The organism is Gluconacetobacter brunescens, assembly GCF_048695475.1.
GTDB lineage: Bacteria > Pseudomonadota > Alphaproteobacteria > Acetobacterales > Acetobacteraceae > Gluconacetobacter.
In genome coordinates, this window is the sequence record NZ_JBLHEN010000001.1 from 508,523 (window position 1) to 530,662 (window position 22,140).

General features: G+C 66.3%; 19 protein-coding genes. 12 read left to right on the forward strand and 7 right to left on the reverse strand.

Features of this window, described 5'->3' with window-relative positions:
* Positions 1–17 precede the first annotated feature (17 nt).
* From ACMAUO_RS02215 to ACMAUO_RS02225, 3 genes are all read left to right on the forward strand, one after another.
* Positions 18–494: a c-type cytochrome gene (locus ACMAUO_RS02215; protein ID WP_420355359.1), complete on the forward strand. Its 477-nt coding sequence runs from the start codon at positions 18–20 to the stop codon at positions 492–494.
* Positions 495–559: 65 nt separating this feature from the next.
* Positions 560–1,555 (forward strand): tryptophan--tRNA ligase, encoded by a 996-nt coding sequence (trpS, locus tag ACMAUO_RS02220; RefSeq protein ID WP_420355360.1) that lies wholly within the window; start codon positions 560–562, stop codon positions 1,553–1,555.
* 13 nt (positions 1,556–1,568) lie between these two features.
* On the forward strand, positions 1,569–1,988 hold the full coding sequence (locus ACMAUO_RS02225) for a secondary thiamine-phosphate synthase enzyme YjbQ (RefSeq protein ID WP_420355361.1): 420 nt from the start codon (positions 1,569–1,571) through the stop codon (positions 1,986–1,988).
* 3 nt (positions 1,989–1,991) lie between these two features.
* Here the strand turns inward: ACMAUO_RS02225 and ACMAUO_RS02230 are convergent, their stop codons facing one another.
* Genes ACMAUO_RS02230 through ACMAUO_RS02240 form a run of 3 tightly spaced genes read right to left on the reverse strand, consistent with a single transcriptional unit; the run spans position 1,992 to position 4,770 of the window.
* On the reverse strand, positions 1,992–2,789 hold the full coding sequence (locus tag ACMAUO_RS02230) for a ribonuclease T2 family protein (protein WP_420355362.1): 798 nt from the start codon (positions 2,787–2,789) through the stop codon (positions 1,992–1,994).
* 14 nt (positions 2,790–2,803) lie between these two features.
* Complete coding sequence (gene fghA, locus ACMAUO_RS02235; RefSeq protein ID WP_420355363.1) at positions 2,804–3,652, reverse strand: S-formylglutathione hydrolase; 849 nt, start codon at positions 3,650–3,652, stop codon at positions 2,804–2,806.
* A gap of 2 nt (positions 3,653–3,654) precedes the next feature.
* Complete coding sequence (locus ACMAUO_RS02240) at positions 3,655–4,770, reverse strand: S-(hydroxymethyl)glutathione dehydrogenase/class III alcohol dehydrogenase (RefSeq protein WP_420355364.1); 1,116 nt, start codon at positions 4,768–4,770, stop codon at positions 3,655–3,657.
* Positions 4,771–4,998: 228 nt separating this feature from the next.
* On the opposite strand from ACMAUO_RS02240, the gene ACMAUO_RS02245 reads away from it, so the two are divergent.
* Both ACMAUO_RS02245 and ACMAUO_RS02250 read left to right on the forward strand, forming a co-directional pair.
* Positions 4,999–5,874 (forward strand): bestrophin family protein, encoded by an 876-nt coding sequence (locus ACMAUO_RS02245; protein WP_420355365.1) that lies wholly within the window; start codon positions 4,999–5,001, stop codon positions 5,872–5,874.
* A gap of 82 nt (positions 5,875–5,956) precedes the next feature.
* Complete coding sequence (locus tag ACMAUO_RS02250) at positions 5,957–6,547, forward strand: CarD family transcriptional regulator (protein ID WP_114727028.1); 591 nt, start codon at positions 5,957–5,959, stop codon at positions 6,545–6,547.
* Positions 6,548–6,584: 37 nt separating this feature from the next.
* On the opposite strand, the gene ACMAUO_RS02255 is transcribed toward ACMAUO_RS02250, so the two are convergent.
* The 4 genes from ACMAUO_RS02255 to ACMAUO_RS02270 form a co-directional block, all read right to left on the reverse strand.
* On the reverse strand, positions 6,585–7,565 hold the full coding sequence (locus tag ACMAUO_RS02255) for a sterol desaturase family protein (protein WP_420355366.1): 981 nt from the start codon (positions 7,563–7,565) through the stop codon (positions 6,585–6,587).
* Between the two features lie 138 nt (positions 7,566–7,703).
* The gene (locus ACMAUO_RS02260; protein ID WP_420355367.1) at positions 7,704–8,870 is read right to left on the reverse strand and encodes a nucleotide sugar dehydrogenase; all 1,167 of its coding nucleotides are present in this window, start codon (positions 8,868–8,870) and stop codon (positions 7,704–7,706) included.
* Between the two features lie 183 nt (positions 8,871–9,053).
* Positions 9,054–13,298, reverse strand: a complete 4,245-nt coding sequence (locus ACMAUO_RS02265) for a translocation/assembly module TamB domain-containing protein (RefSeq protein ID WP_420355368.1) — start codon at positions 13,296–13,298, stop codon at positions 9,054–9,056.
* Positions 13,298–15,187 carry an autotransporter assembly complex protein TamA gene (locus ACMAUO_RS02270; protein WP_420357177.1) on the reverse strand — a complete coding sequence of 630 codons (1,890 nt, stop codon included), beginning with the start codon at positions 15,185–15,187 and terminating at the stop codon, positions 13,298–13,300. Before ACMAUO_RS02270 ends, ACMAUO_RS02265 begins: the two co-directional genes overlap by 1 nt.
* Positions 15,188–15,744: 557 nt before the next feature.
* Here ACMAUO_RS02270 and miaB point away from each other — a divergent pair.
* The 7 genes from miaB (at position 15,745) to ACMAUO_RS02305 (ending at position 22,140) form a co-directional block, all read left to right on the forward strand.
* Positions 15,745–17,118, forward strand: coding sequence for a tRNA (N6-isopentenyl adenosine(37)-C2)-methylthiotransferase MiaB (gene miaB / locus ACMAUO_RS02275; RefSeq protein ID WP_420357178.1), 1,374 nt, complete (start codon positions 15,745–15,747; stop codon positions 17,116–17,118).
* Complete coding sequence (locus ACMAUO_RS02280) at positions 17,115–18,272, forward strand: PhoH family protein (protein WP_420355369.1); 1,158 nt, start codon at positions 17,115–17,117, stop codon at positions 18,270–18,272. The genes miaB and ACMAUO_RS02280 overlap by 4 nt, the downstream gene beginning before the upstream one ends.
* A gap of 52 nt (positions 18,273–18,324) precedes the next feature.
* Entirely contained in the window at positions 18,325–18,840 is a 516-nt protein-coding gene (gene ybeY / locus ACMAUO_RS02285; RefSeq protein WP_420355370.1) for an rRNA maturation RNase YbeY, read from the forward strand.
* Between the two features lie 20 nt (positions 18,841–18,860).
* Entirely contained in the window at positions 18,861–19,781 is a 921-nt protein-coding gene (locus ACMAUO_RS02290; RefSeq protein WP_420357179.1) for a hemolysin family protein, read from the forward strand.
* 5 nt (positions 19,782–19,786) lie between these two features.
* Entirely contained in the window at positions 19,787–20,725 is a 939-nt protein-coding gene (gene panS / locus ACMAUO_RS02295; RefSeq protein WP_420355371.1) for a ketopantoate/pantoate/pantothenate transporter PanS, read from the forward strand.
* 73 nt (positions 20,726–20,798) lie between these two features.
* Positions 20,799–21,419: a thioredoxin domain-containing protein gene (locus ACMAUO_RS02300; protein ID WP_420355372.1), complete on the forward strand. Its 621-nt coding sequence runs from the start codon at positions 20,799–20,801 to the stop codon at positions 21,417–21,419.
* A 100-nt stretch (positions 21,420–21,519) separates the two neighbouring features.
* Complete coding sequence (locus ACMAUO_RS02305; RefSeq protein WP_420355373.1) at positions 21,520–22,140, forward strand: thioredoxin domain-containing protein; 621 nt, start codon at positions 21,520–21,522, stop codon at positions 22,138–22,140.

The window sequence follows — 22,140 nt, forward strand, 5'->3', positions numbered from 1 at the left end:
CCGGTGTGCAGAATCGCATGATACGGCGCGCGCGTTCTCTCGCCCCGCTCGTTGTGGGCCTTATGGGCCTGCTGGCGACGGGCGGTTGCTCGTCGCATCACAATCTCGGCCAGGCGCGCTACCGGACCAATTGCGGGATCTGCCACCATGGCGGTGAAGGCATGCTGGGGGAAATCCCGCCTCTGACCGGGCGGATCGACCAGATCGCCCGCACACCCGAGGGCCGGCATTATCTGGTCGATGTGCTGCTGAACGGCCTGAATGGCCCGCTGGTCGCCAATGGCGGGCGCTATAATTTCTCCATGCCGTCCTTTCGCCGTCTCTCCGATATCGAGATCGCGGCGATCCTGACCTATCTCTCCGCCAGCGGCGGGCAGGCCGATCCGCCCACCTTCGCCGCCAGCGACGTCGCGGCGCAGCGTGCGCAGTCCCTGGGCCCTTCCCGCGTGGCGGATGAACGGCGGGCGCTGGACCATATCCATCCATTGCCCTGAAACCCGGATGTCGTGATCGACGACCGGCTTGACCGGATCGGGTCCGACGCCTGAAAAGAACCCTCATGCAACGCATATTCTCCGGCATTCAGCCGACCGGCATTCCGCAGTTGGGCAATTATCTGGGCGCGATCCGCAACTGGGTCGCGTTGCAGGCCGATCACGAGTGCGTCTTCTGCCTCGTGGACCTGCATGCCATCACGGTGTGGCAGGACCCGGAAACCCTGCGCCAGCAGACGCTGGCCCAGACCGCCGTCCTGCTGGCCGCCGGCATCGACCCCAAGGCCCATATCCTGTTCAACCAGTCCGCCGTCAGCGCCCATGCGCGGCTGGGCTGGATCTTCAATTGCGTGTCACGCCTCGGCTGGCTCAACCGCATGACCCAGTTCAAGGACAAGGCAGGCAAGGACCGCGAGAACCACTCGGCCGGCCTGTATGTCTATCCCAACCTGATGGCCGCCGACATCCTGGCCTACAAGGCGACGCGGGTACCGGTCGGCGACGACCAGCGCCAGCATCTGGAACTCGCCAACGACATCGCGCAGAAATTCAACCATGATTACGGCGTGGATTTCTTCCCCGCGATCGAGCCGCTGATCCCGCCTGCCGCCGCGCGGATCATGAGCCTGCGCGACGGCACGAAGAAGATGTCCAAATCCGATCCGTCGGCCCAGAGCCGCATCGAGATGACCGACGACGCCGACGCGATCGCGCTGAAGATCCGCCGCGCCAAGACCGACCCCGAGCCCCTGCCCTCCGAGCCGGTCGGCTTGCAGGACCGGCCCGAGGCCCGCAATCTGGTCGATATCTACGCGGCGCTGGCCGGCATCACGGCGACCGAAGTGCTGGCACGCCATGGCGGCGAAGGGTTCGGCCCCTTCAAGACGGCACTGACCGAGGTGCTGGTCCAGAACGTGGTGCCGATCGCCGATGAAACCCGACGCCTGCTGGAAGCACCGGACCATCTGCGCGCTGTGCTGCGCGACGGTGCCGTGCGCGCGGCCGAGATCGCCGAACCGATCGTCAGCGAGGCCGAACGCCTCGTCGGCTTCCTGAAATAGGCAACCCGACACCATGCGCCAGGCCCTGCATCGCCTCGACATCCCGACCCGTGGCAAGGGGCTGGTGATGTTTACCGATGCGGTCCGGCAATGGGTCGCGGAGACCGGGATCGAGACCGGCCTGCTGACGATCTGGTGCCAGCACACTTCGGCATCGCTGACGGTGCAGGAAAACGCCGACCCGACGGTGCGCGAGGACATCAAGCGCTTCTTCGAGGCGCTCGTTCCCGAGGCGCCGGGCCGCTACATCCATGACGATGAAGGCCCGGACGACATGCCTGCCCACCTGCGGAGCATGCTGACCCAGACCCAGCTTTCGATCCCGGTTGCCGACGGGCAACCGGTGCTGGGCATGTGGCAGGGGCTCTATCTGTTCGAGCATCGCCGCCAGCCCCACCGCCGGCAGCTCATTTTGCACCTGATCGGCGAGTAAACCTCACCACCCCGGAACGAGGAACCGCGCCGGGCAATTATCCTGCGCCTCGGGCGCGCGGAAGAAGGCGCTGGCACGTGGGAAATCGGCCACCCGCTCGCGTTTCAGGGTGAACCAGAGCTGGGTCAGCACATCACGGCCCGCATGGTCGTGCTCGCAGCGAAGCTGAAGCGCACGATCCGTTTCGGTATGGAAGGCGACGTGAAACGCCTGCATCACCGCGTCCCTGGTGACCACTTTCCCCTGCCATGCCTGCAAAGTGCTGCCGAAATCGGACTGCGCGACCGCAGTGCGCATCTCCAGCGCGGTATGGAAGAACGTCTCGGCGGGAATGCCGAAACATTGGACATGCTTGTGATATTCATGGTCGGCCAGACTATGCGGCAGATGCGCCACGGTCTGGTCCAGCGCCTGTTTCGTCTCGCTGCTTACGGCCAGGGGCCCGGCTGGATCCTGTCCGGGATAGATGTCGCATCCGGCGGCCCACCAGCGTTGCGGGGGCACGCCCTGGGCAATGAGCGGCTGGGGGCGTGATGCCCACAGGCCATGCAGGCCGATCAGCGGCGCTTTCGGCTGGTCCGGCTGGCAGCCTGGCCCGCTGGCGCAGAAGCCGGGCTGCCAGGTGAGCGCCAGCGTATAATGGCCGAAATCGCCGTGCGCGGGCGGGCTGATCACGCTGGCCGCTACCGGCACGGGAGCCGGTGGAACCGATGTCGGCGCGCAGGCGGCCATGCCGGCCGCCAGAACGAGACCACCGAGCGCAAGGCGCGCGCGGCGTGCCGCACGATAAGCCATCGTCATGCTATTCTTTCGCTTTATCGGCACAGGATCGCCGCGTGGTGGGTCAGATGATCCTGGATGAAGGACTGGATGAACCAGTAGGAATGGTCGTAGCCGGGATGGCGGCGCAGGATCAGCTTCTGGCCGGCGGCTTTCGCGGCCTGCTCCAGATGCCAGGGCTGCAACTGCGCATCGAGGAACTGATCCGCCTCGCCCTGGTCCACCAGGATGGTCGTCGGATGGGTACGGCCCGCTTGCAGCAGAAGGGTCGCGTCATGGGAGGCCCAGGTCGCGCGGTCTGGCCCCAGATAACCGGTGAAGGCCTTCTCGCCCCACGGGACCGCTGCCGGATGGACGATCGGCGCGAAGGCCGAGACCGATTTCCAGCGATCGGGCGCGCGCAGCGCATGCACCAGCGCGCCGTGGCCGCCCATCGAATGCCCCATGATGCCACGCCGCGCGCCATCCAGTGGGAAATTGGCTTCGGTCAGGGCGGGCAGTTCCTCGGCCACGTAGGTGCCCATCCGGTAATGGGTGGCCCAGGGCGCCTGCGTGGCGTCCAGATAGAACCCCGCGCCACTGCCGAAATCGTAGCTGTCATCCTCTCCGGCGATGCCGGCACCTCGGGGCGACGTATCGGTCGCGACCAGCGCGATCCGGTATTCCGCCGCGAAGCGCACCGCGTTCGCCTTGATCAGGAAGGTTTCCTCGGTGCAGGTCAATCCGGCCAGCAGGTGGATGACCGGCACCGGGGCGGCGGCCGAGGCGCCATCGGGCATGAACACCGCGAAGCGCGCGTCCAGCCCAAGGCTCTCGGACGGATGGCTGTAGAAGCCGAGCGTGCCGCCGCAACAGGCGTGGGTGGCGCGGGTCGTGATCGCCACGCTCAAAACTCGACGACGGTGCGGATGCTCTCGCCCCGCGTCATCATGTCGAAGCCGTCGTTGATCTTCTCCAGCGGCAGGGTGTGGGTGATCAGGCTGTCGATGTCGATCTTGCCGTCCATGTACCAGTCCACGATCTTCGGCACGTCGGTCCGCCCGCGCGCGCCGCCGAAAGCCGAGCCGATCCAGCGGCGGCCGGTCACGAGCTGGAACGGGCGGGTGCTGATCTCCTGCCCCGCGCCGGCCACGCCGATGATGGTGGAAACCCCCCAGCCACGATGCGAACATTCCAGGGCCTGACGCATCAGGGTCGGGTTGCCCACGCATTCGAAGGAATAATCGGCACCGCCGCCGGTCAGTTCGACCAGATGCCCCACCACGTCGCCATCGGGGCCCAGATCGTTCGGGTTGACGAAATGGGTCATGCCGAACTTGCGCGCCATCTCCTCGCGCGCGGGGTTGATGTCCACGCCGACGATCATGTCGGCACCGACCATCTTCGCCCCCTGGATGACGTTCAACCCGATCCCGCCTAGGCCGAACACCACCACCGTCGATCCGGTCTCGACCTTGGCGGTGAACAGCACCGCGCCGATGCCGGTGGTCACGCCGCAGCCGATATAGCAGACCTTGTCGAACGGCGCGTCGGGGCGGATCTTCGCCAGAGCGATCTCGGGCAGCACCGTGTAGTTCGCGAAGGTGGAGCAACCCATGTAATGATGGATCGACCGCCCTTTGTAGGAGAAGCGGCTGGTGCCGTCCGGCATCAGGCCCTTGCCCTGCGTCGCGCGGATGGCGGTGCAGAGATTGGTCTTGCGCGAGAGGCAGGATTTACATTCCCGGCATTCGGGCGTGTAGAGCGGGATTACATGGTCGCCCGGCTTCAGGTGCCGCACGTCCGGCCCGACCTCGACCACCACGCCGGCGCCCTCATGCCCCAGGATGGCAGGAAACAGCCCTTCCGGATCGGCCCCGGAGAGGGTGTATTTGTCGGTATGGCACAGGCCGGTGGCCTTGATCTCGACCAGCACCTCGCCCGCCTTCGGGCCTTCAAGCTGTACCGTCTCGATTTCGAGTGGCTTGCCAGCCTCGAACGCGACCGCCGCCCTTACGTCCATGATCGTGCCTCTCCAGAATCGTGCATCGAAATTATCGCATCATAAAGGGTGCCATCCCTGAAAGGGTCAATGCCGTAACACGGGTTTGCGACAGAGAATGTCCCGACTGTCACAAAATCCGTCTTTCCGTTCAGGCTGTTGTCTTTCGCGGGCGCGCGGTCAGTATGGGATTGATTGCCTGGCCTTCGAAGGCCACGCACGCAGTCTGTCCAGAGGGAGAAAGCATCGATGATCGTCGACCGGCGGATCGGATTATTCATCCTGATGCGCGAAAGCCTGCTGACATTGGCGCTGCTGGGGGCATGGGACATCTTTGTCGTCGTCATGTTCCAGGTCTTCCACCAGGACTGGATGGAACAGCCGACCCTGCCGGTATCCCTGCTCGGCTCGGCTGTCGCGCTGTTCCTCGGGGTGCGCAACAATGCCGCCTACGGACGGTGGTGGGAAGCACGGACGCTCTGGGGCGCGATCACGAACAATTGCCGTTCGTTCGGCCGGCAGGCCGGGTCGCTGCTGGGCGGCCGGCCGGATCTGGCCAGCGCCATGGCGGCCTATCCGTATGCGCTGCGTGCGGCGCTGGGGCGGCTGGACGGTTCGGCCGATATCGCCCGGCTGCTGCCGCCGGAGATGCAGAGCGCCATCGTCGGCTTGAACAATCAGCCCAATGCCATCCTCTATCAGATCGGACTGGCGGTGAACGAGGAAGTGGCGCGACAGAAGATCGACGGTGCCGTGCACGGCCAGATCGACCGCATCCTGTCCGATCTGGCCAACGCCCAGGGCGGGCTGGAGCGCATCCGCAATACGCCGCTGGCGATCCAGTTCTCGCTGATCCCCCGGCTGGTGGCCAATATGTTCTGTGTCATCCTGCCGTTGTCGATGGTGCAGACCCTGGGGTGGATCACGCCGCTGGGCTCATCGCTGGTCGGGCTGCTGTTCGTCGCGCTGGACAAGATCGGCAGCGACCTGCAGGACCCCTTCGATAATTCGCCCCATGCCATGCCGATGCGGACCATGGCCCGGACGATCGAGATCGACCTGCTACAGCCGGTCCATATCCCCGTCGAAGGCCCGATCGCGCCGGTGCGCGGGGTGCAGTCCTGAGAGCCGTGCCCTGAGCGTTTCACAGGGCCGGCACGACCCGAGGATCGAGACAGAATAGGAAAAATGTGATATAACTAGTCAAATGAGCATGTTCAGAACGACCCCAAAGGGCGGTGTGACCGACGCAATGGCGCGCACTGCCGCAGCCACAACTGCCGCACAGGCGAAGACCAAGGTCAAGGACGAAGATCCCTTCCGCGAGGGCGACGCCATCGTCTACGCCGCCCACGGTGTCGGGCGGGTGGATCGCATCGGCATCGACGAGATCGCGGGCACCAAGCTGGAAATGATCCAGATCTCGTTTCCCGGCAACCAGATGACGCTGCGCATCCCGCTGACCAAGGCGCGCAAGGCCGGCCTCCGCAAGATCGTCTCGCGCGAGATCGTGGACAAGGCCATGGCCATCATCAAGGGCAAGCCCCATGTCAGCCGTGGCATGTGGGCCCGTCGTGCCGTCGCCTACCAGGAAAAGATCAATTCCGGTGATCTGGTCCAGATCGCCGAAGTGCTGCGCGACCTGCGCCGCAATGTCGACAGCCTGGATGGCAGCTTCAGCGAGCGCAAGCTGTTCGAGGCCGCGCAGGAACGCTTCGTGGCCGAAGTCGCGGTGCTGGAAGGCAAGGAGCCGACCGCGGTGCTGGAATCCCTGACGGCGGCAATGAAGGCCGCCTGATCTCTGCCGGCCCCCGTTGGGGGCCGATCCTGTTTGTTCATGCTCCGCCTGGCCCCGTGGCCGCCGGTGCGCGGGTTTCGGCCCGCCGCCAGCGACGGGTCGCCAGGCGCCATGACAGCCGCAGCCCCGCTGCCTGCTGGGCCAGCCACCCACCGCTGACCAGCGCCTGTTCGGCCTTCGGGTCGCCGGTTTCCACCACATTGTGCGAGAAATTCGCCGTTCCCAGCATCATGTCCCACCAGGGAAAGACCGCACCGTAGTTGCACGAGCGCCGGCCGGCGGAGCGCAGGCCGTGATGCACGCGGTGGAAATGCGGAGAGACCAGGATCCGCTCGCCCAGCCAGCCGAACCCGACCCGCGTATTGGCGTGCGACAGGCTCTCGACCAGCCGCAGGAACAGGATCAGCAGCGGGAATTGCAGTGGCGGCACGCCGATCAGCAGCCCGACGGCAATCGCCCAGACATAGGACGTGACATCGTCGAGCAGATGGTTCCGGTCATCCGACCAGAATGTCATCTGCGTCTGGGCGTGATGCAGGGCGTGCAGCCCGTACCACCAGCCGAAGACATGCGACAGCCGGTGGCGGACATATTCGGCAAAATCCAGAATCACCGCGTACAGGAAGAACGTGGCGACAGGCCAGTCCATCAGGGTCGGAAACACGCTCTCCAGCGTTGGTGGAATATAGCCATGATCGGTCAGCCAGCCATTCAGCCAGGTCTGGATCTCGTAGAAGCCGAAGAACGTCACCAGTGGAAACAGGCCGATACGCGCGATCAGGGTATAGACGACGTCCATGGTCACGTTGTCGCGGTTTTCCCACTGCCGCAGGGGCCAGAACCGCTCCAGCGGCATGCAGATCGCAAGATTCAGCACGACCTGCAACACGCCGTAGATCGCGAACATCGCCCAGAGGAAGGAGGTGTCCTCCCACTCCATCCACCCGAAGTGATAGAGGATCGGAATCAGCCAGTTTTCCTGGATCCATCCGGCAAGCCATGAAAACGGATCGATCATTTCCCTCACCCTATCGTCGTGCGTGCGACAACAGCCCATAGTCTGTTATAACGCGCGCAACAATTCAGCTTATAAAACGGCAAGACCACCTGACATGGAAGGGCTGTCCCGGTCTCGATGCCCCTGTCTCCGATGGGATCAGTCCGCGCCGAAGACATCGCGGGTAAAGACCTTGCTGTCGACATCGGCGAGGTCCGGGGTGCGCCGGTTCGCCACGATCACGTCACTGAGCGCCTTGAACTCCGCCAGATCGCGTATGACGCGCGAGCCGAAGAAGCGGTCATCCTGCATGCTGGGCTCGTAGACGACGACCTCGATCCCCTTGGCCTTGATGCGCTTCATGATCCCCTGGATGGAACTCTGCCGGAAATTGTCCGATCCGGCCTTCATCACCAACCGATAGATACCGACAATCCCGGGCTTCATCGCGATAATCCGCTCCGCAAGGAAATCCTTGCGGGTGCGGTTTGCATCGACCACCGCCGAGATCAGGTTCTGCGGGACCTGGTCGTAATTGGCGAGAAGCTGCTTCGTATCCTTGGGGAGGCAGTAGCCGCCATAACCGAGGGACGGATTATTGTAATGTTGCCCGATCCGCGGGTCGAGGCAAACGCCGTCAATGATCTGGCGTGGATCGAGGATGCGGGCCAGGGCATAGCTGTCGAGTTCGTTGAAGAAGGCCACACGCAGCGCGAGATAGGTATTCGCGAAGAGTTTGATGGCTTCAGCCTCGGAGGGGTCCGTGAGAAGGACGGGGATATCCTTCTTCACGGCTCCTTCGATCAGCAGGTCCGCGAAGACGCGGGCGCGTTCGCTGCGTTCCCCCACGATGATTCGCGAGGGATACAGATTGTCGTAAAGCGCACGACCCTCCCGCAGGAACTCGGGCGAAAAGATCACCTGGTCGGTATCCATTCGCGCACGGAGGTTCTCGATGAAGCCCACCGGGATCGTCGATTTGATGACGATCGTCACGGATCTGTTCAACGCGATGACATCCGAGACCACGGCCTCCACGGAGGACGTGTCGAAGTGGCTGGTCTCTATATCGTAATTCGTGGGGGTGGCGACGATGACGAAATCGGCGTCACGATACGCCTCGGCGGGGTCGGTCGTCGCTTGTAGCGAAAGCCGCTCATTGGCGAGGAAATCTTCAATCTCCTTGTCGATGATCGGCGATATGCCCGCATTCACCTTCTCGACGCGCGCGGAACTGATGTCGACCGCTGTGACGTCATTGTGCTGCGCCAGGAGAACGGCGTTTGACAGACCGACATAGCCGAGGCCGGCAACCGCGATTTTCATGTGGCCCTCAATTCGTAGCGCGCCAGGAAAGTGCCGGAACAGACCATCCCTGCCTTTCGGTCATGGTACCCCTGCCCGACACGCCTCGGAATAGAGCTTTCGATCGGCGATGCCCAGACGCGCGTGTTCCGGCTCGGCATGACGGACAACCCGTAACGCCGATTTCCCGATTGATCCGCCGCGTCAATAATTGAACTGATAGGACAGGCCGATGCTGCTGCCGGGGTCGTTCTCCGGGGTGGTAAAGCCGGTGACGTTGCCGCCGGTACCCACGGTGGTGTTCAGTTTCAGGCGACGTGTCAGGTCGACCTGGACCTGCGCCTGCGTGCCAGACCCGCTGGTGGCCTGCTTCGCGCCGACATAAACACCGCGCATCACGTATTTGCCCGCCTCCACGCTGGTGCCGTTTCCCTTGCCGACGCCCGATCCACCCGTCAGTTGCAGCCGGTCCAGCCCCAGCGTACTGCGCACCTTGCCCAGCGGGTCGAAGGCCGATCCGCCGGTCAGGGTCGCGACGGCCGCCGCCATTTCGGCCATCTGGGTGGTCGAGAGCGACTGCGCATCGGTGCCGAACAGCAGGATCGCCATGATCTGGTCCTGCGACAGCGGCGGTGTGGAGGAAAAGCTGATCTTGGGCGCGCTGGCATAACCGCCGACGATCAGTTTCGCCGTGCCGGCGGCCGTCGCGCGTTCGGCCTCGAAATCCAGCGTGGGGTCGATCGCCTGGGTCACGCCCGAACCGTTGAAGGCGACCCGGCCCTTCGTGAATTCCAGCGACACCCCGCCCAGATTGAAACTGCCGCGCCGCATCGTAAACCCACCGGTGATGTCGGGGGCATCGGCCGTTCCGCCGACACGCAGCCGGCCGCTCATTTCGGCGTCCAGCCCATGCCCGCGCACAAACATCTGGCCCGGCGAAGACGCGGTGACATCAAGCCCGACCATGAACTTGCCGGCCTTCTCGGCATCGGATGGCGGCGGCTTGTCGCCGGGGCGGATCACATCCAGGGTCGCGATCGACGGCGGCAACGAACTGGGAATATTGATCTCGGCATGCGGGATGGTTACCTGCCCCGCCACGTCGATGCGGGAAGCCAGCGCGCCCTTGACGGTCATGTCGGCATTGATCTGCGCCGTGACCAGGTCGCTGGCCAGCGGGCGGGCATTCTTCGCCGTGATCCGCAGATCGATGGGCAGGCCCGGCTGGAAAGCCCCCAGCGTTCCGCTGACACCGATGCTGCCCGGCCCGGCCGTGGCCGACAGATTGTCGATCGTCAGCCGGTCATCCTGCGCGATGATCGTGGCCTTCATGTTCGAAAGCTGGATTCCCTGCGCATAATCATGCACCTGCCCGCCGGTCAGGGTCACGGTTCCCGAGGCCTTCGGAGCCGACAGCGCGCCGCGAAGTGCGATGGACAGGCGGGCAATGCCCTCGACCTGCCGCCCCTGCGCGCCAAGATAGGCATTGGCCGCCGAAAGATCGACATGGCCATCGGCCTGCACGCCCAGGGCACCGGATGACCCCGTGGGCACTGTTCCCTTCACCGCGAGGTCGAGCAGCGATCCCGCATGCGCCGTGGCATCGACCCGCGCCTGGCTGCCCGACAATTGCGCGTTCGCATCCAGGTTCAGCGGCGGCAGCGCGCCGCTGAAAGCGCTGTGATAGGTCAGTCCCCTGGCCGTTACGCTCACCGTGCCCTCGGGATTGGCCGTCGTGCCGTGCAGGTTGGCCCGGGCGCTGATCGTCCCGTCCGCCCGGAGCGACGGCATGAAGGGGCGGGCAATGGCGGGCGTCAGATTATCGACCGTCGCCGTCAGGCCCAGCGCCGGCTTCACGGTACCCGCTACGTCGATCCTGGCCGGTGGCACGCCGGGGGGCGCCAGCGTCAGGCGCAGATGATCGACGCCGATCGCCTTGCCGAACCCGATCCGGGCCGGCTCCGTCAGCCGGATCGCCTCGCCCCGTGCATTGGCCTCCAGCGACCGGATGGCGACCGACTGCGCCGGCGTATCCACGACCAGGGTGGCGGCCAGCGCTGCCGGAGCACCGGCAAGGGCCTGGAATGTCGCATTGGCGCCGATCGCCATCGCATCGCGCGGCCCGCGCGCCGTCACCCGCACATCGCCAGCCACATTGGGCGCCGATACGCCGTCCAGCCGCAATGTCATGTCGGTCAGCGTGGATCCCAGCGGATCGGTGACCGTGCCGGCCAGCGACAGGCTGCGCAGACGCGCCTGCGCACTGGCCAGCGCGCCGTCGACCGCCACCGTCACGACCGGCGGCTTGGCGTTCGGCCCACTGTCGGATGCGGGATCGGATGTGCGGATCGACGCCTTCAACGAGCCGGATACCGGCTGACCCGCAAGACGTGACAGATCGGCCAGCCGATCCATCTGCACATCCAGCGTGCCCAGAGGCGTGACCCGGTGCGGGTTCAGCACCAGATGCCCGCTGCCCGACAGGCTCTTCCAGTCCAGATGCGCCAGATCGATGGTACGCCGTCCCTGCGGGTCCTGTTCCAGGTCGGCAGCGATCGACAGCGGGGCTTCGTCCAATGTTCCCTTGGCCATCAAGGTGCCCTGCGGATGGGTGGGCAGGTGATGAAAGACGGCATCCAGCATGAGCGGGCCCGCCGGCATCTCCTTCGTGCCCAACTGCCCTTCGAGATGCGCGGTGGCCGAGAAATCGGTCATCGGTCCGTTGATCGCCAGCGTCAGCCCCGCCTGCCCCCGCATTGCCGGCGACGCACGCTGCATGTCGTCGATCGCCAGCTTCGCGGTCGCATCGACCGCGGCGCCGGCCTTTCCGCCCGAGACCGGGTCTGCCGCCGGAGCAGCCGACCGGCTGCCCGAAACCGCCAGGTGCACGGCCTGCCCGTCCAATGCCAGTTGGTCGATGCGCAACAGGCCGGGATGGTCGCCAACCGCGCTCTGCATGGACGCGCGCAGCGATAATTTACCATCGGGACCGATCAGCGACACCGCCTGTCGTAGGCCCCCGGTGATCGCCAGCGGGCCATCCAGCGCCAGCGTCATCGCATCGCCGGGCCGCGCGGGCATCGCAAACGCGCCATGCAAGCCAAGATGGCCCTCCAGATCGGTCCCGCCCGCGCCTGCGAGAGGCGCCAGCGCCGGCACGTCGAGATCGAATGTTCCATGCGACGGCGTCGCGGTCATGACCTGCCCCGCCAGATGCAGCAGCGTATGATCCAGCCGGACATCCAGGGGCCAGCCCGCGTCGTCGGGATGCAGGGACAGATCCAGCGTCAGCGGCGCGGCGGCGAACAGGCCGGGATGGCTGCCTGGAATCGACAGCGCGTCGATTGCGGCATGCAGGTGGGCGTTCGACGGCTGGCCGCCCATCGCCTCATGCCCCTCGAAATCGACCGCGATCCGGTTGGCCGCCACCCCTGCGGCCATCGGCTGGTCCAGCGCCAGATGACCATTCCCGACCGGATGATGCACATCGCCCGACAGATGCGCATCCAGGACGAAATTCTGCCAGCCGATCCCGTCGCGCACGGTCATATGGGGTGCGCGGGCCATGATAGAGAGGTTTGATCTTACATTTATAAAATCAATTATACCATTGATATTGGAAGATATATCTCCGGATTTCAGCGTAAATGCCAGATGGTTCGCGTCCCTCGGGCCGTCAAGATCGAGCGCCAGGTGCAACGGGTCCAGCGTTTCCAGGCCCGACGTGCTGGCAAAGCCGCCCGGCCCTTCGTCCGCCGTCAGGTGCAGCCCGAGGCGCCCCGGCACGATCTGCGTCCGCAGGGCCAGGGCCCCCGCGCGATCCAGGCGCTTCAGGTTCAGGTCGATCGCGGCCGTGGGCAGCGTCGCCACGCTGAGCCCGTCCAGAACCGGGGCGAGATGCGCCAGGCGCGCGTTGCCATCGAGCGAGAAGGCGGCGTCGCTGCCCGCGATGGCGGCGCCGACCTCGATCCGCCCGACATGAACGGCGCGAAGGTCGATCCCCAGGTCGAAACTGCTGCCGCCATTGCTGCTCTTGGCGGATTTCGCACCACTTTCCGCCTGAAGGCGCGGAATGGCCAGCCGGGCGATCGACAGCCGGTCGACACGCGCCTGCCGGGCCAGCAGATGGGTCGGCCGCCAGTCCAGTTCCAGCCCCTCGATCGAGAGCCACGTTCCCTTGCGGTCGTTGAGGCTGATCCGGGCGATGCGCAGCGCGTCGGGGAAACGGCCCGAAATGCCGTCCAGCGTCACCGCGCCGCCCGTCAGCTCCGCCGTCTGGCGCGCAATGGAATGGCGGCCCCAGCCCGTATTGGCCACGATCAGGATCGCCACCACGCCCAGCACGACCACGGCCAGCGGCACGCCGAGCAGCAGGCCGAGTGTCCAGGCGACGATCCTGGGCCAGCGTCGCGCGGGCCCGGCGGCGGGGGGCGGAGTCTCCTGCGCCATCAGAAGGTTTCCCCCAGACCGAGATAGAGTTCCCACGTATCGCCGCGCTTCGGCCGGTTGAGCGGCACGGCGATATCCACGCGCACCGGGCCGATGGGCGTATAGTACCGCACGCCGGCACCCGCCCCGACCCGCAGCGTGCCCTGGAACGGCCGACTGCCGGTACCGACCTGCCCCGCGTCGGCAAACAGCGCCCCGCCGAAGCTGCGGAAGAAGCGCTGGCGGAATTCAACCGATCCCGCATCCATCGAGGTACCGCCGATGGCATATTTGCTGCCTTCGAACTGCGGCCCGACGCCCTGGTAACGGAAGCCGCGTACGGTCGCGCTGCCGCCGGCATACAGGCGCTGGTCGGGCGGGATATCGAAGGTCGAGGCCCCCTGCACGCTGCCCACGATGCCCCGCACCGCGATGACGCTGCGGCCGGGCCGCGAAATGCCGAGATGCGTCAGGTCGAAATAGGTCGAGGCATTCGCCTGCATGATGGTGAAGAACGACGTGCCGTCGATCAGCGATGCCGATGGCGTCACGCTGGCGGCTACCCGGACGCCATGGGTGGCCGGGTCGATCGGGTTGCTCAGGCCGGTGCTGTCATAGGTCGCCCCCAGGGGCAGCGAGACGATGGTGTAATCATTCACCATCCCCATCTGTTCGATCTGCTCCTGTTCCGCCTGCCCTTCGAACGAGACGGTCCAGCGCTGGCCCAGCTTGCGCACCACGCCGGCCCGCACCAGCAGCGCCGTCTGCCGGTAGGAATAGAGAAGCTGGCGGATGCCCTCGACCCGCACGCTGAGATTCTGGTCGCGGGAACCGAAATCCGGCTTCATCAGGTCGGCATAGACATCGTAGCCCAGTCCCTGCTGGGCCGATCCGCCCAGGCCCGTCACCAGTGCCGTCAGGCGCAGGCGCTCGGCATTGCCGAAGATGTTGCGATGCGTCCAGCTTACGCCGCCGCGCCCGCCCAGATCGGTGGAATAGCCGCCCTGCACGGCCACGGTCCGCACCTTGCCTTCCTTGAAATCCAGCGACAGCGGCATCTGGTTGCCTGCCGAAAGCGGCGGCGCGTCATTGACCTGCACATCGGAAAACACCCCCAGCCCGGCCAGATCCTGCCGGGCGGATTCGATCCGCGAGGGCTGGTACAGGTCATTGGGATGCATGGTGATCCGCTGGGCGATATAGGCCGGATGCGTGCGTTTCATACCGGAGAGGCTGATCGCGCCGATGGTCACCACCGGGCCGCTGCGCACCGTATATTCCACATCCAGCGTGTGGGTCTCCGGTCGCAGCCATGCTTTCGGCGGGGCGACCTGCGCCAGCGCGTGCCCCTCTTCCTTCATCTCGGTTTGCAGGCTCGCCGCCGCCGTCAGCACGTCGGAGGCGATGGCCGGCTGGCCGGGCTTCACGCCCAGGGCCTTGCTCTCGATCGGGTTCAGGACCACCGGCCCGGTTCCGTCGCCGGCCGCGCGCACCAGCGTCACACGGCCGAGGCGGAAGATCTCGCCCCTGGTCGGCGTAATCGTCACCTGCACGGCCTGGCCCTTGGGGATCGCCTGCAACCATTCCGGCAGTTGGGGATCGGTTCCGTCCATCGACGTGGCGGGCGCCGCATTTTTGTCGCCACGCGGCCGCACGCTGATCCGGATCGTCGGGGCGTAATAGCCGTAGCTTTCCAGCGCGGTCCGCAGCCGGTCGTAATCGTTGCGGATGCGGCCGGCCAGGGCGAACGGGCTGACGGCATGGGTCTTCTGGAGAGACACCAGGCTGGAGGACGCGCTGATCGCGGCATCCAGATCGGCCTCGCCCGTCGGCGTAATGGTGGTGGTGTAGGTCTGCGGGTCCGCACCGAGAACGGTATCGGCCGGCCAGCACAGCGCGATCGCAAGCATGCCCCCCGCAACGACGAAGCCGTTCCAGCGTGCAGGGTCACCATTCCCTACGGTCCAGCCCCGATGCTCCGGCCGATCCGTCCTCTTCGCTCCCCGCCGTGCAATCACCCGACGTCGCCGCACCGCTGCCAACGTGTCCCCGTCCTGTTCCTGTGCGTCATCCCGATCAACGGTCCGGCTGGTCCATCGTTCACATGCCGCCTCGCCCCGAGCGGCACGTCTAACCCATTTATAAGGCAATCGTTTGACGAGACGATAAAAAACAATGTCAGGCGCACCCGCGGCACGGCGCGCACATGGTTTTGTCCGGGACTCGGAAACTTGCCTTGACAAAAGCCCCCATATTTTTACCTGATTGCACAGGTAACGACGCCGCCGCGTCCCGCCCCGTACGAGGGAGGTTTGCCGCACGATGACGCTGTCACGCCCCGAGTGCTCCGACTCGTGCCCTTGACCGGGCGCCCCGCGCATATGATGTGTTCCCGCGACCGCGCGGGATGGTCCGGCGGCGCGCCCAGGAAGTTTCAATCGTGACCCAGCATTCTGTCTGCCCCCCCATGGAGTCCGACCGGGAGGTAAAGGGCCTCCATGTCATCACGTGGGGCTGCCAGATGAATGTCTATGACAGCGCACGCATGACCGACGTGCTGCGCCCCCTGGGATACCAGGCGGTCGAAACGCCCGACGCCGCCGACATGGTGATCCTGAACACCTGCCATATCCGCGACCGGGCGGCGGAAAAGGTCTTCTCCGAACTCGGCCGCCTGCGCCTGGTGAAGGACGCCCGCGCCGCCGAGGGCCAGCGCACCATCCTGGCCGTCGCCGGATGCGTGGCCCAGGCCGAAGGCGCCGAAATCCTCGCCCGCGCGCCCTTCGTGGATATCGTGCTCGGCCCGCAGACCTATCACCGGCTGCCGGAGATGGTCGCGCGGGCGGCGCGCGCGGCCGGCGCCGTCATCGACACGGATTTCCCGGCCGAGCAGAAATTCGATTTCCTGCCCGATGCCCAGGCCCCGCAGACGCCGGGCGGCCTCACGGCCTTCCTGACCATCCAGGAAGGCTGCGACAAATTCTGCTCGTTCTGCGTGGTGCCTTATACGCGGGGCGCCGAATCCAGCCGTCCGGTCGATTCGGTACTGCGCGAGGCCCGACGCCTGGTCGAATCGGGTGCGCGCGAGATCACGCTGCTGGGCCAGAACGTCAACGGCTATCACGGTGAAGGGCCGGACGGCCGGGTGTGGGGGCTGGCACGCCTTGCCGAATCCCTGGCGGCGATCCCCGGGCTGGCGCGCATCCGCTATACCACATCGCATCCGCGCGACATGGACGAGGCGCTGATCGCCGCCCATCGCGACCTGCCGGCGCTGATGCCCTTCCTGCACCTGCCGGTACAGTCGGGGTCGGACCGGATCCTGGCGGCGATGAACCGGGGTCATACCGCCGCCGAATATCGCGACATCGTCCTGCGCCTGCGCGACGCGCGGCCGGACATCGCGCTGTCGTCGGATTTCATCGTCGGCCATCCCGGTGAGAGCGATGCGGATTTCGAGGCGACGATGCAGCTGATCCGCGATGTCGGGTTCGCGCAGGCGTTCTCGTTCAAATATTCCCCCCGTCCGGGCACCCCGGCCGCCGGCGCGCCGCTCCAGGTGCCCGAGGACGTGAAGGACGCACGGCTCCAGGCGTTGCAGGCCCTGCTGCGCACGCAGCAGGACGCCTTCAATGCCGCGACGGTGGGGCGCGTGGTTCCCGTGCTGTTTACTGGGCGCGGGCGCAAGCCGGGGCAATTGTCCGGCCGGTCACCCTATCTGCAACCCGTGCATGTGGATGGGCCCGACGCGCTGATCGGGCAGATCGCACAGGTCGAGATCCGGGAGCGCTACACCAACTCACTGAGTGGAACCCTCATACAGGAGAGAGCCTTCGCTTGAGAGAACAGACGGCATCAGCGATTCTGCCCGGCCGGCGCCCCGCCCGGACGCGCGATCATCAAGCCCCGTCCGACATCGCCGCGATGCGGACGGTCACGCTGCAATTCGACGACAATGCCCTGCTGGCACAACTCGTCGGTGATCATGACCGTCACCTGCTTCATCTCGAACGTGGATTCGGTATCCGCCTGTCCTGCCGGGGCAACCGTGTCGCCCTCAATGGCAGCCCCGACCGCGTGGAAATCGCCCAGGCGGCCCTAGCCAGCCTCTATCACCGCCTGCAAGGCGGCGGCGGCGAACTGGACAGCGCCGATATCGACGCGGCGATCCGCATGGCCGCCGCCCACCACACCATGCCCCGCCCGGCAGCCGAAGGACGGACCAGGATGACCCACGCCCCAGCGTCGATCTCGGATACCCCGCGCGTGCCGCTGGCGGAACTGCCGGCCATCCGCACCAAGCGCGGCGCCATCGCCCCCCGCTCGGCCGGCCAGGCGAGCTATATGGAAATGCTGGCGCAGACCGAAATGGTCTTCGGCATCGGGCCGGCCGGCACCGGCAAGACCTACTTGGCGGTCGCCCAGGCCGTGGCGATGCTCCAGGCCGGCCAGGTCGACCGGATCGTGCTCTCGCGCCCGGCCGTCGAGGCGGGCGAGCGGCTGGGCTTCCTGCCCGGCGACCTGAAGGAGAAGATCGACCCCTACCTGCGCCCGCTCTACGACGCCCTGCACGACATGATGCCCGGCGACCAGGTGGTGCGGCGCATGGGCACGGGCGAGATCGAGGTCGCGCCGCTGGCCTTCATGCGCGGCCGCACGCTGGCCCACAGCTTCGTCATCCTCGACGAGGCACAGAACACCACCGCCGCGCAGATGAAGATGTTCCTGACCCGCATGGGCAGCGGCACCCGCATGGTGGTGACCGGCGACCTGAGCCAGGTCGACCTGCCCAACGGCGTCACCTCTGGTCTGCGCGACGCGGTGGACACGCTGGAAGGATTGCCGGGAATCGGTATCATGCGTTTCGAGTCCCACGACGTGGTGCGACACCCGCTGGTCGCGCGCATCGTGGACGCCTATGATCAGCGAGCGGCGGCCGAACGGGATATGTCCCGCAGCAGGGCGCGCCGGGAGAACAATGGAACCGCGAAGTAGCAAACGCCCCGCCGAAACGGACGGGGACGTTATAAGACCGCCGGCGGCCGAAATGGCCGCCGGCCCTCACTCCACCATGGTGCAGGACAGCCCGGATTGCGATGTGATCGTCGCCGACGCGCGCTGGTATGGCGCCGTTCCGGGAATCGCGGCCCTGGTGCGCCGCACCGCGCGCGCCGCCTGGGCTGGCGCCGAGCCAGCGCCGGTCACGATTGCGCTGGATTGCGACCGCGCGATCCGACGGCTGAACGCGCGCCATCGCGACCGCAACAAGCCCACGAACGTCCTGACCTTCGATTACCCCGACGGCATACCGGGTGGCGACATCATGATCGCGCTCGAAACCGTCCGGCGCGAGGCACAGGCGGCGGGGCGGCCGATCCGGCATCATCTGATGCATCTGGTCGTCCATGGCATCCTGCATCTGCGCGGCCATGACCATCACCAGGCCGGCGAGGCACGACGGATGGAAATGGAGGAAGCCCGCATCCTGGGCCGCCTGTCCGTTCCCAATCCATGGAAATTCCGCCCCGGCGCGCCGTCGGGCCGCATGGAGGACGCGCAGTGAACCGCCCCCTGCCCGAGTCCGTGTCGCCCGAGGGCGCGTCGGGCCGGGTTGACGACGCCCATGCGCCGCGTCCGCGCGGCCGGGGCCTGCTCTCCCTGTTCAGCCGCCGGCGTGGCGAACACGGGCTGCGCCACTCCATCGCCGCCCTGGTGCAGGAGGCCAACGAGGCCGAAGGCGACGGGACCGACGCCAATTCGGAACTCGACCGCCAGGAACGCGCGCTGATCGCGAACGTTCTGCGGCTGCGCGGCATCACCGCCGACGACGTGATGATTCCGCGCGCCGATATCGTCGCCATGTCGGTCTCGCTGAGCCAGGACGAGGCCCTGGCCCTGATGCGGCGCGAGAACCATTCGCGCATGCCGGTCTATCGCGAGCAACTCGACGACATCGTGGGCATGATCCACGTGAAGGACCTGATCGCCTATGCCGGGACCAGCGAAGCCTTCAACGTGGAGACGCTGCTGCGTCAGCCCCTGATGGTGGCGCCGCAGATGCCGGTGCTGGACCTGCTGTTGCAGATGCGCCAGCGCCACCTCCATCTGGCGCTGGTCATCGACGAATATGGCGGCGTCGACGGGCTGGTGACGATCGAGGACCTGGTGGAAACCATCGTCGGCGACATTTCCGACGAGCATGACGAACCGACGGCGGTGCTGATCCAGGAACGGCCGGACGGCACGTTCGACGTCGATGCCCGCCTGCCGGTCGGCGAGTTCGAGGCCCGGCTTGGCACGCTGCTGACCGAGGCCGAGCGCGAGGCCGAGATCGAGACGGTAGGCGGGCTGGTCTTCCGCCTGGCGGGCCACGTGCCGGCACGCGGCGAGGTGCTGACCCATGAGAGCGGGCTGGTCTTCCGCGTGCTCGATGCGGATGCCCTGCATATCCGCAAGGTGCGCGTACGGCCGCCCCCGCCGCCGGCACCACCGCCCGCCCCCTGACCGACTTGTCCGTCCTGACCCGCCTCTTCCCGCTCTGGGCCATTCTGGTCTCGGTCGCCGCCATCGGCCGGCCGGGCGCCTTCATGGTCCTGACACCGGCAATCACGCCGCTGCTGGCCCTGGTGATGTTCACCATGGGCGTGACGCTGACGGTGGCGGATTTTCGCCGCATCGCCCGCCGCCCGGCGCCGGTCGTGGCGGGGATTGTGCTGCATTACGCCATCATGCCGCTGGCGGCGTGGCTGATCGGGCGGCTGCTGGGCATGCCGCCTGCATTGCGGGTCGGCATGATCCTGGTCGGCAGCGTATCCAGCGGCACGGCATCGAACGTCATGATCTACCTGGCGCGCGGCGACGTGGCGCTGTCGGTCAGCATCAGCACGCTTTCCACCCTGGTCGGCATCGTCGCCACACCGCTGCTGACGCGGCTGTATGTGGCGGCCGACGTGCAGGTGGACGTGCTGGCCCTGCTGCGCAGCATCGTCATGCTGGTCGCGCTGCCGGTCGCGGCAGGGCTGGCCGTCAACATGCTGGCTCCGCGCCTGGTGCGCCGGGTGGAGCCCGCCCTGCCACTGGTGGCCATGATCGCCATCATGACGATCATCGGCGCCATCGTCGCCTCGGTGCGGCCGTCGCTGGCGGCAGCGGGGCCGCTGGTCCTGCTTGGAGTGGTGCTGCATAACGGGATCGGCCTGCTGGGCGGCTATTGGGGCGGACGGCTGCTGGGGCTGGAAGAAAGCGCCTGCCGGACGCTGGCGATCGAGGTCGGGATGCAGAATTCCGGCCTGGCCGCCACGCTGGGGCGGCTTTATTTCGGCCCGATGGCGGCCCTGCCGGGGGCGCTGTTCTCGATCTGGCACAATATCTCGGGCTCGGCTCTTTCGGCCTGGTGGTCGGCCCGTCCGGTGCCGACCCCTTCCTCCACCCGCTCGCGGGCATCTTGACGCCTGCCCGCTTTGCGGGCTCTTTCCCCCTTTTACCATCCGCCCGTTTCAGCCTGTGGGAAACCGTTCAGCCATGCCCGTTACCCGCCGCGCCCTGATTGCGACCGCGACCCCTGCCCTTCTGTTCGGACAGGCTCTGTCCATCCGCGCCGCGCGGGCTGCCGCCGACCCGCGCATGGCCGTGCGCGCGGCTGGCAATCCGGCTGCCAAGGTGCATGTCGAGGAATGGTTCTCGCTGACCTGCACCCATTGCGCGCACTTCTCGGCCGAGGTCTTCCCACAGATCCGCACCAATCTGATCGACACGGGCAAGGTCTATTACGTCTTCCGCGATTTTCCGCTGGACCAGATCGCGCTGGCGGCGGCGATGGTCGCCCGCACCCTGCCGCCGGAGCGCTACGAGCCGTTCGTGCTGTCGCTGCTGGCCAGCCAGGACCGCTGGGCCTTCGCCCGCGACGTCAACCCGCAGGACGCATTACAGAAGATGGCGGCACTGGCCGGCATGCCCGCCGACCTGTTCCAGAAGACGCTCGCCGACGACACGCTGCGCCAGGCCATCATGGAAGAGCAAGACCGCGGCCAGGCCGAATACAAGATCGAGGTCACCCCGACCTTCCGCTTCAACGACAAAGCGCAGGTGGGCCAGGAGATGAGCTACGAGGATTTCGCCAGACAGGTGGCCTCGCTGACCTGATCTGGTCCCACCTCGCAGGCATCTTGACGCCTGTCCGCTTTGCGGGCTCTTTCCCCCTTTTACCATCCGCCCGTTTCAGCCTGCCGGAGACCGTTCAGCCATGCCCGTTACTCGCCGCGCCCTGATCGCGACCGCGACTCCTGCCCTCCTGTTCGGACAGGCCCTGTCCATCCGCGCCGCGCGGGCCGCCACCGATCCGCGCATGGCCGTGCGCGCGGCCGGCAATCCGGCAGCCAAGGTACATGTCGAGGAATGGTTCTCGCTGACCTGCACCCATTGCGCGCGATTCGCGGCCGAGGTCTTCCCGCAGATCCGCACCAATCTGATCGACACGGGCAAGGTCTATTACGTCTTCCGCGATTTTCCGCTGGACCAGATCGCGCTGGCGGCGGCGATGGTCGCCCGCACCCTGCCGCCGGAGCGCTACGAGCCGTTCGTGCTGTCGCTGCTGGCCAGCCAGGACCGCTGGGCCTTCGCCCGCGACGTCAACCCGCAGGAAGAATTGCAGAAGATGGCCGCGCTGGCCGGCATGCCCGCCGACCTGTTCCAGAAGACGCTCGCCGACGACACGCTGCGTCAGGCCATCATGGACGAGGAAAACCGCGCCCAGGCCGAATACAAGATCGAGGGCACCCCGACCTTCCGCTTCAATGACAAGGAGATGGTGGGCCAGGAGATGAACTACGAAGATTTTGCCAAGAAGGTCGCTTCGCTGAGCTGA

What these genes read in the sequence shown, in the direction of transcription:
- ACMAUO_RS02215 (WP_420355359.1), top strand. Translation starts at nt 18, where the DNA reads ATGATACGGCGCGCGCGTTCTCTCGCCCCGCTCGTTGTGGGCCTTATG.
- trpS (WP_420355360.1), top strand. Translation starts at nt 560, where the DNA reads ATGCAACGCATATTCTCCGGCATTCAGCCGACCGGCATTCCGCAGTTG.
- ACMAUO_RS02225 (WP_420355361.1), top strand. Translation starts at nt 1,569, where the DNA reads ATGCGCCAGGCCCTGCATCGCCTCGACATCCCGACCCGTGGCAAGGGG.
- ACMAUO_RS02230 (WP_420355362.1), bottom strand. Translation starts at nt 2,789, where the DNA reads ATGACGATGGCTTATCGTGCGGCACGCCGCGCGCGCCTTGCGCTCGGT.
- ACMAUO_RS02240 (WP_420355364.1), bottom strand. Translation starts at nt 4,770, where the DNA reads ATGGACGTAAGGGCGGCGGTCGCGTTCGAGGCTGGCAAGCCACTCGAA.
- ACMAUO_RS02245 (WP_420355365.1), top strand. Translation starts at nt 4,999, where the DNA reads ATGATCGTCGACCGGCGGATCGGATTATTCATCCTGATGCGCGAAAGC.
- ACMAUO_RS02250 (WP_114727028.1), top strand. Translation starts at nt 5,957, where the DNA reads ATGAGCATGTTCAGAACGACCCCAAAGGGCGGTGTGACCGACGCAATG.
- ACMAUO_RS02255 (WP_420355366.1), bottom strand. Translation starts at nt 7,565, where the DNA reads ATGATCGATCCGTTTTCATGGCTTGCCGGATGGATCCAGGAAAACTGG.
- ACMAUO_RS02260 (WP_420355367.1), bottom strand. Translation starts at nt 8,870, where the DNA reads ATGAAAATCGCGGTTGCCGGCCTCGGCTATGTCGGTCTGTCAAACGCC.
- ACMAUO_RS02265 (WP_420355368.1), bottom strand. Translation starts at nt 13,298, where the DNA reads ATGGCGCAGGAGACTCCGCCCCCCGCCGCCGGGCCCGCGCGACGCTGG.
- ACMAUO_RS02270 (WP_420357177.1), bottom strand. Translation starts at nt 15,187, where the DNA reads ATGCTTGCGATCGCGCTGTGCTGGCCGGCCGATACCGTTCTCGGTGCG.
- miaB (WP_420357178.1), top strand. Translation starts at nt 15,745, where the DNA reads ATGGAGTCCGACCGGGAGGTAAAGGGCCTCCATGTCATCACGTGGGGC.
- ybeY (WP_420355370.1), top strand. Translation starts at nt 18,325, where the DNA reads ATGGCCGCCGGCCCTCACTCCACCATGGTGCAGGACAGCCCGGATTGC.
- ACMAUO_RS02300 (WP_420355372.1), top strand. Translation starts at nt 20,799, where the DNA reads ATGCCCGTTACCCGCCGCGCCCTGATTGCGACCGCGACCCCTGCCCTT.
- ACMAUO_RS02305 (WP_420355373.1), top strand. Translation starts at nt 21,520, where the DNA reads ATGCCCGTTACTCGCCGCGCCCTGATCGCGACCGCGACTCCTGCCCTC.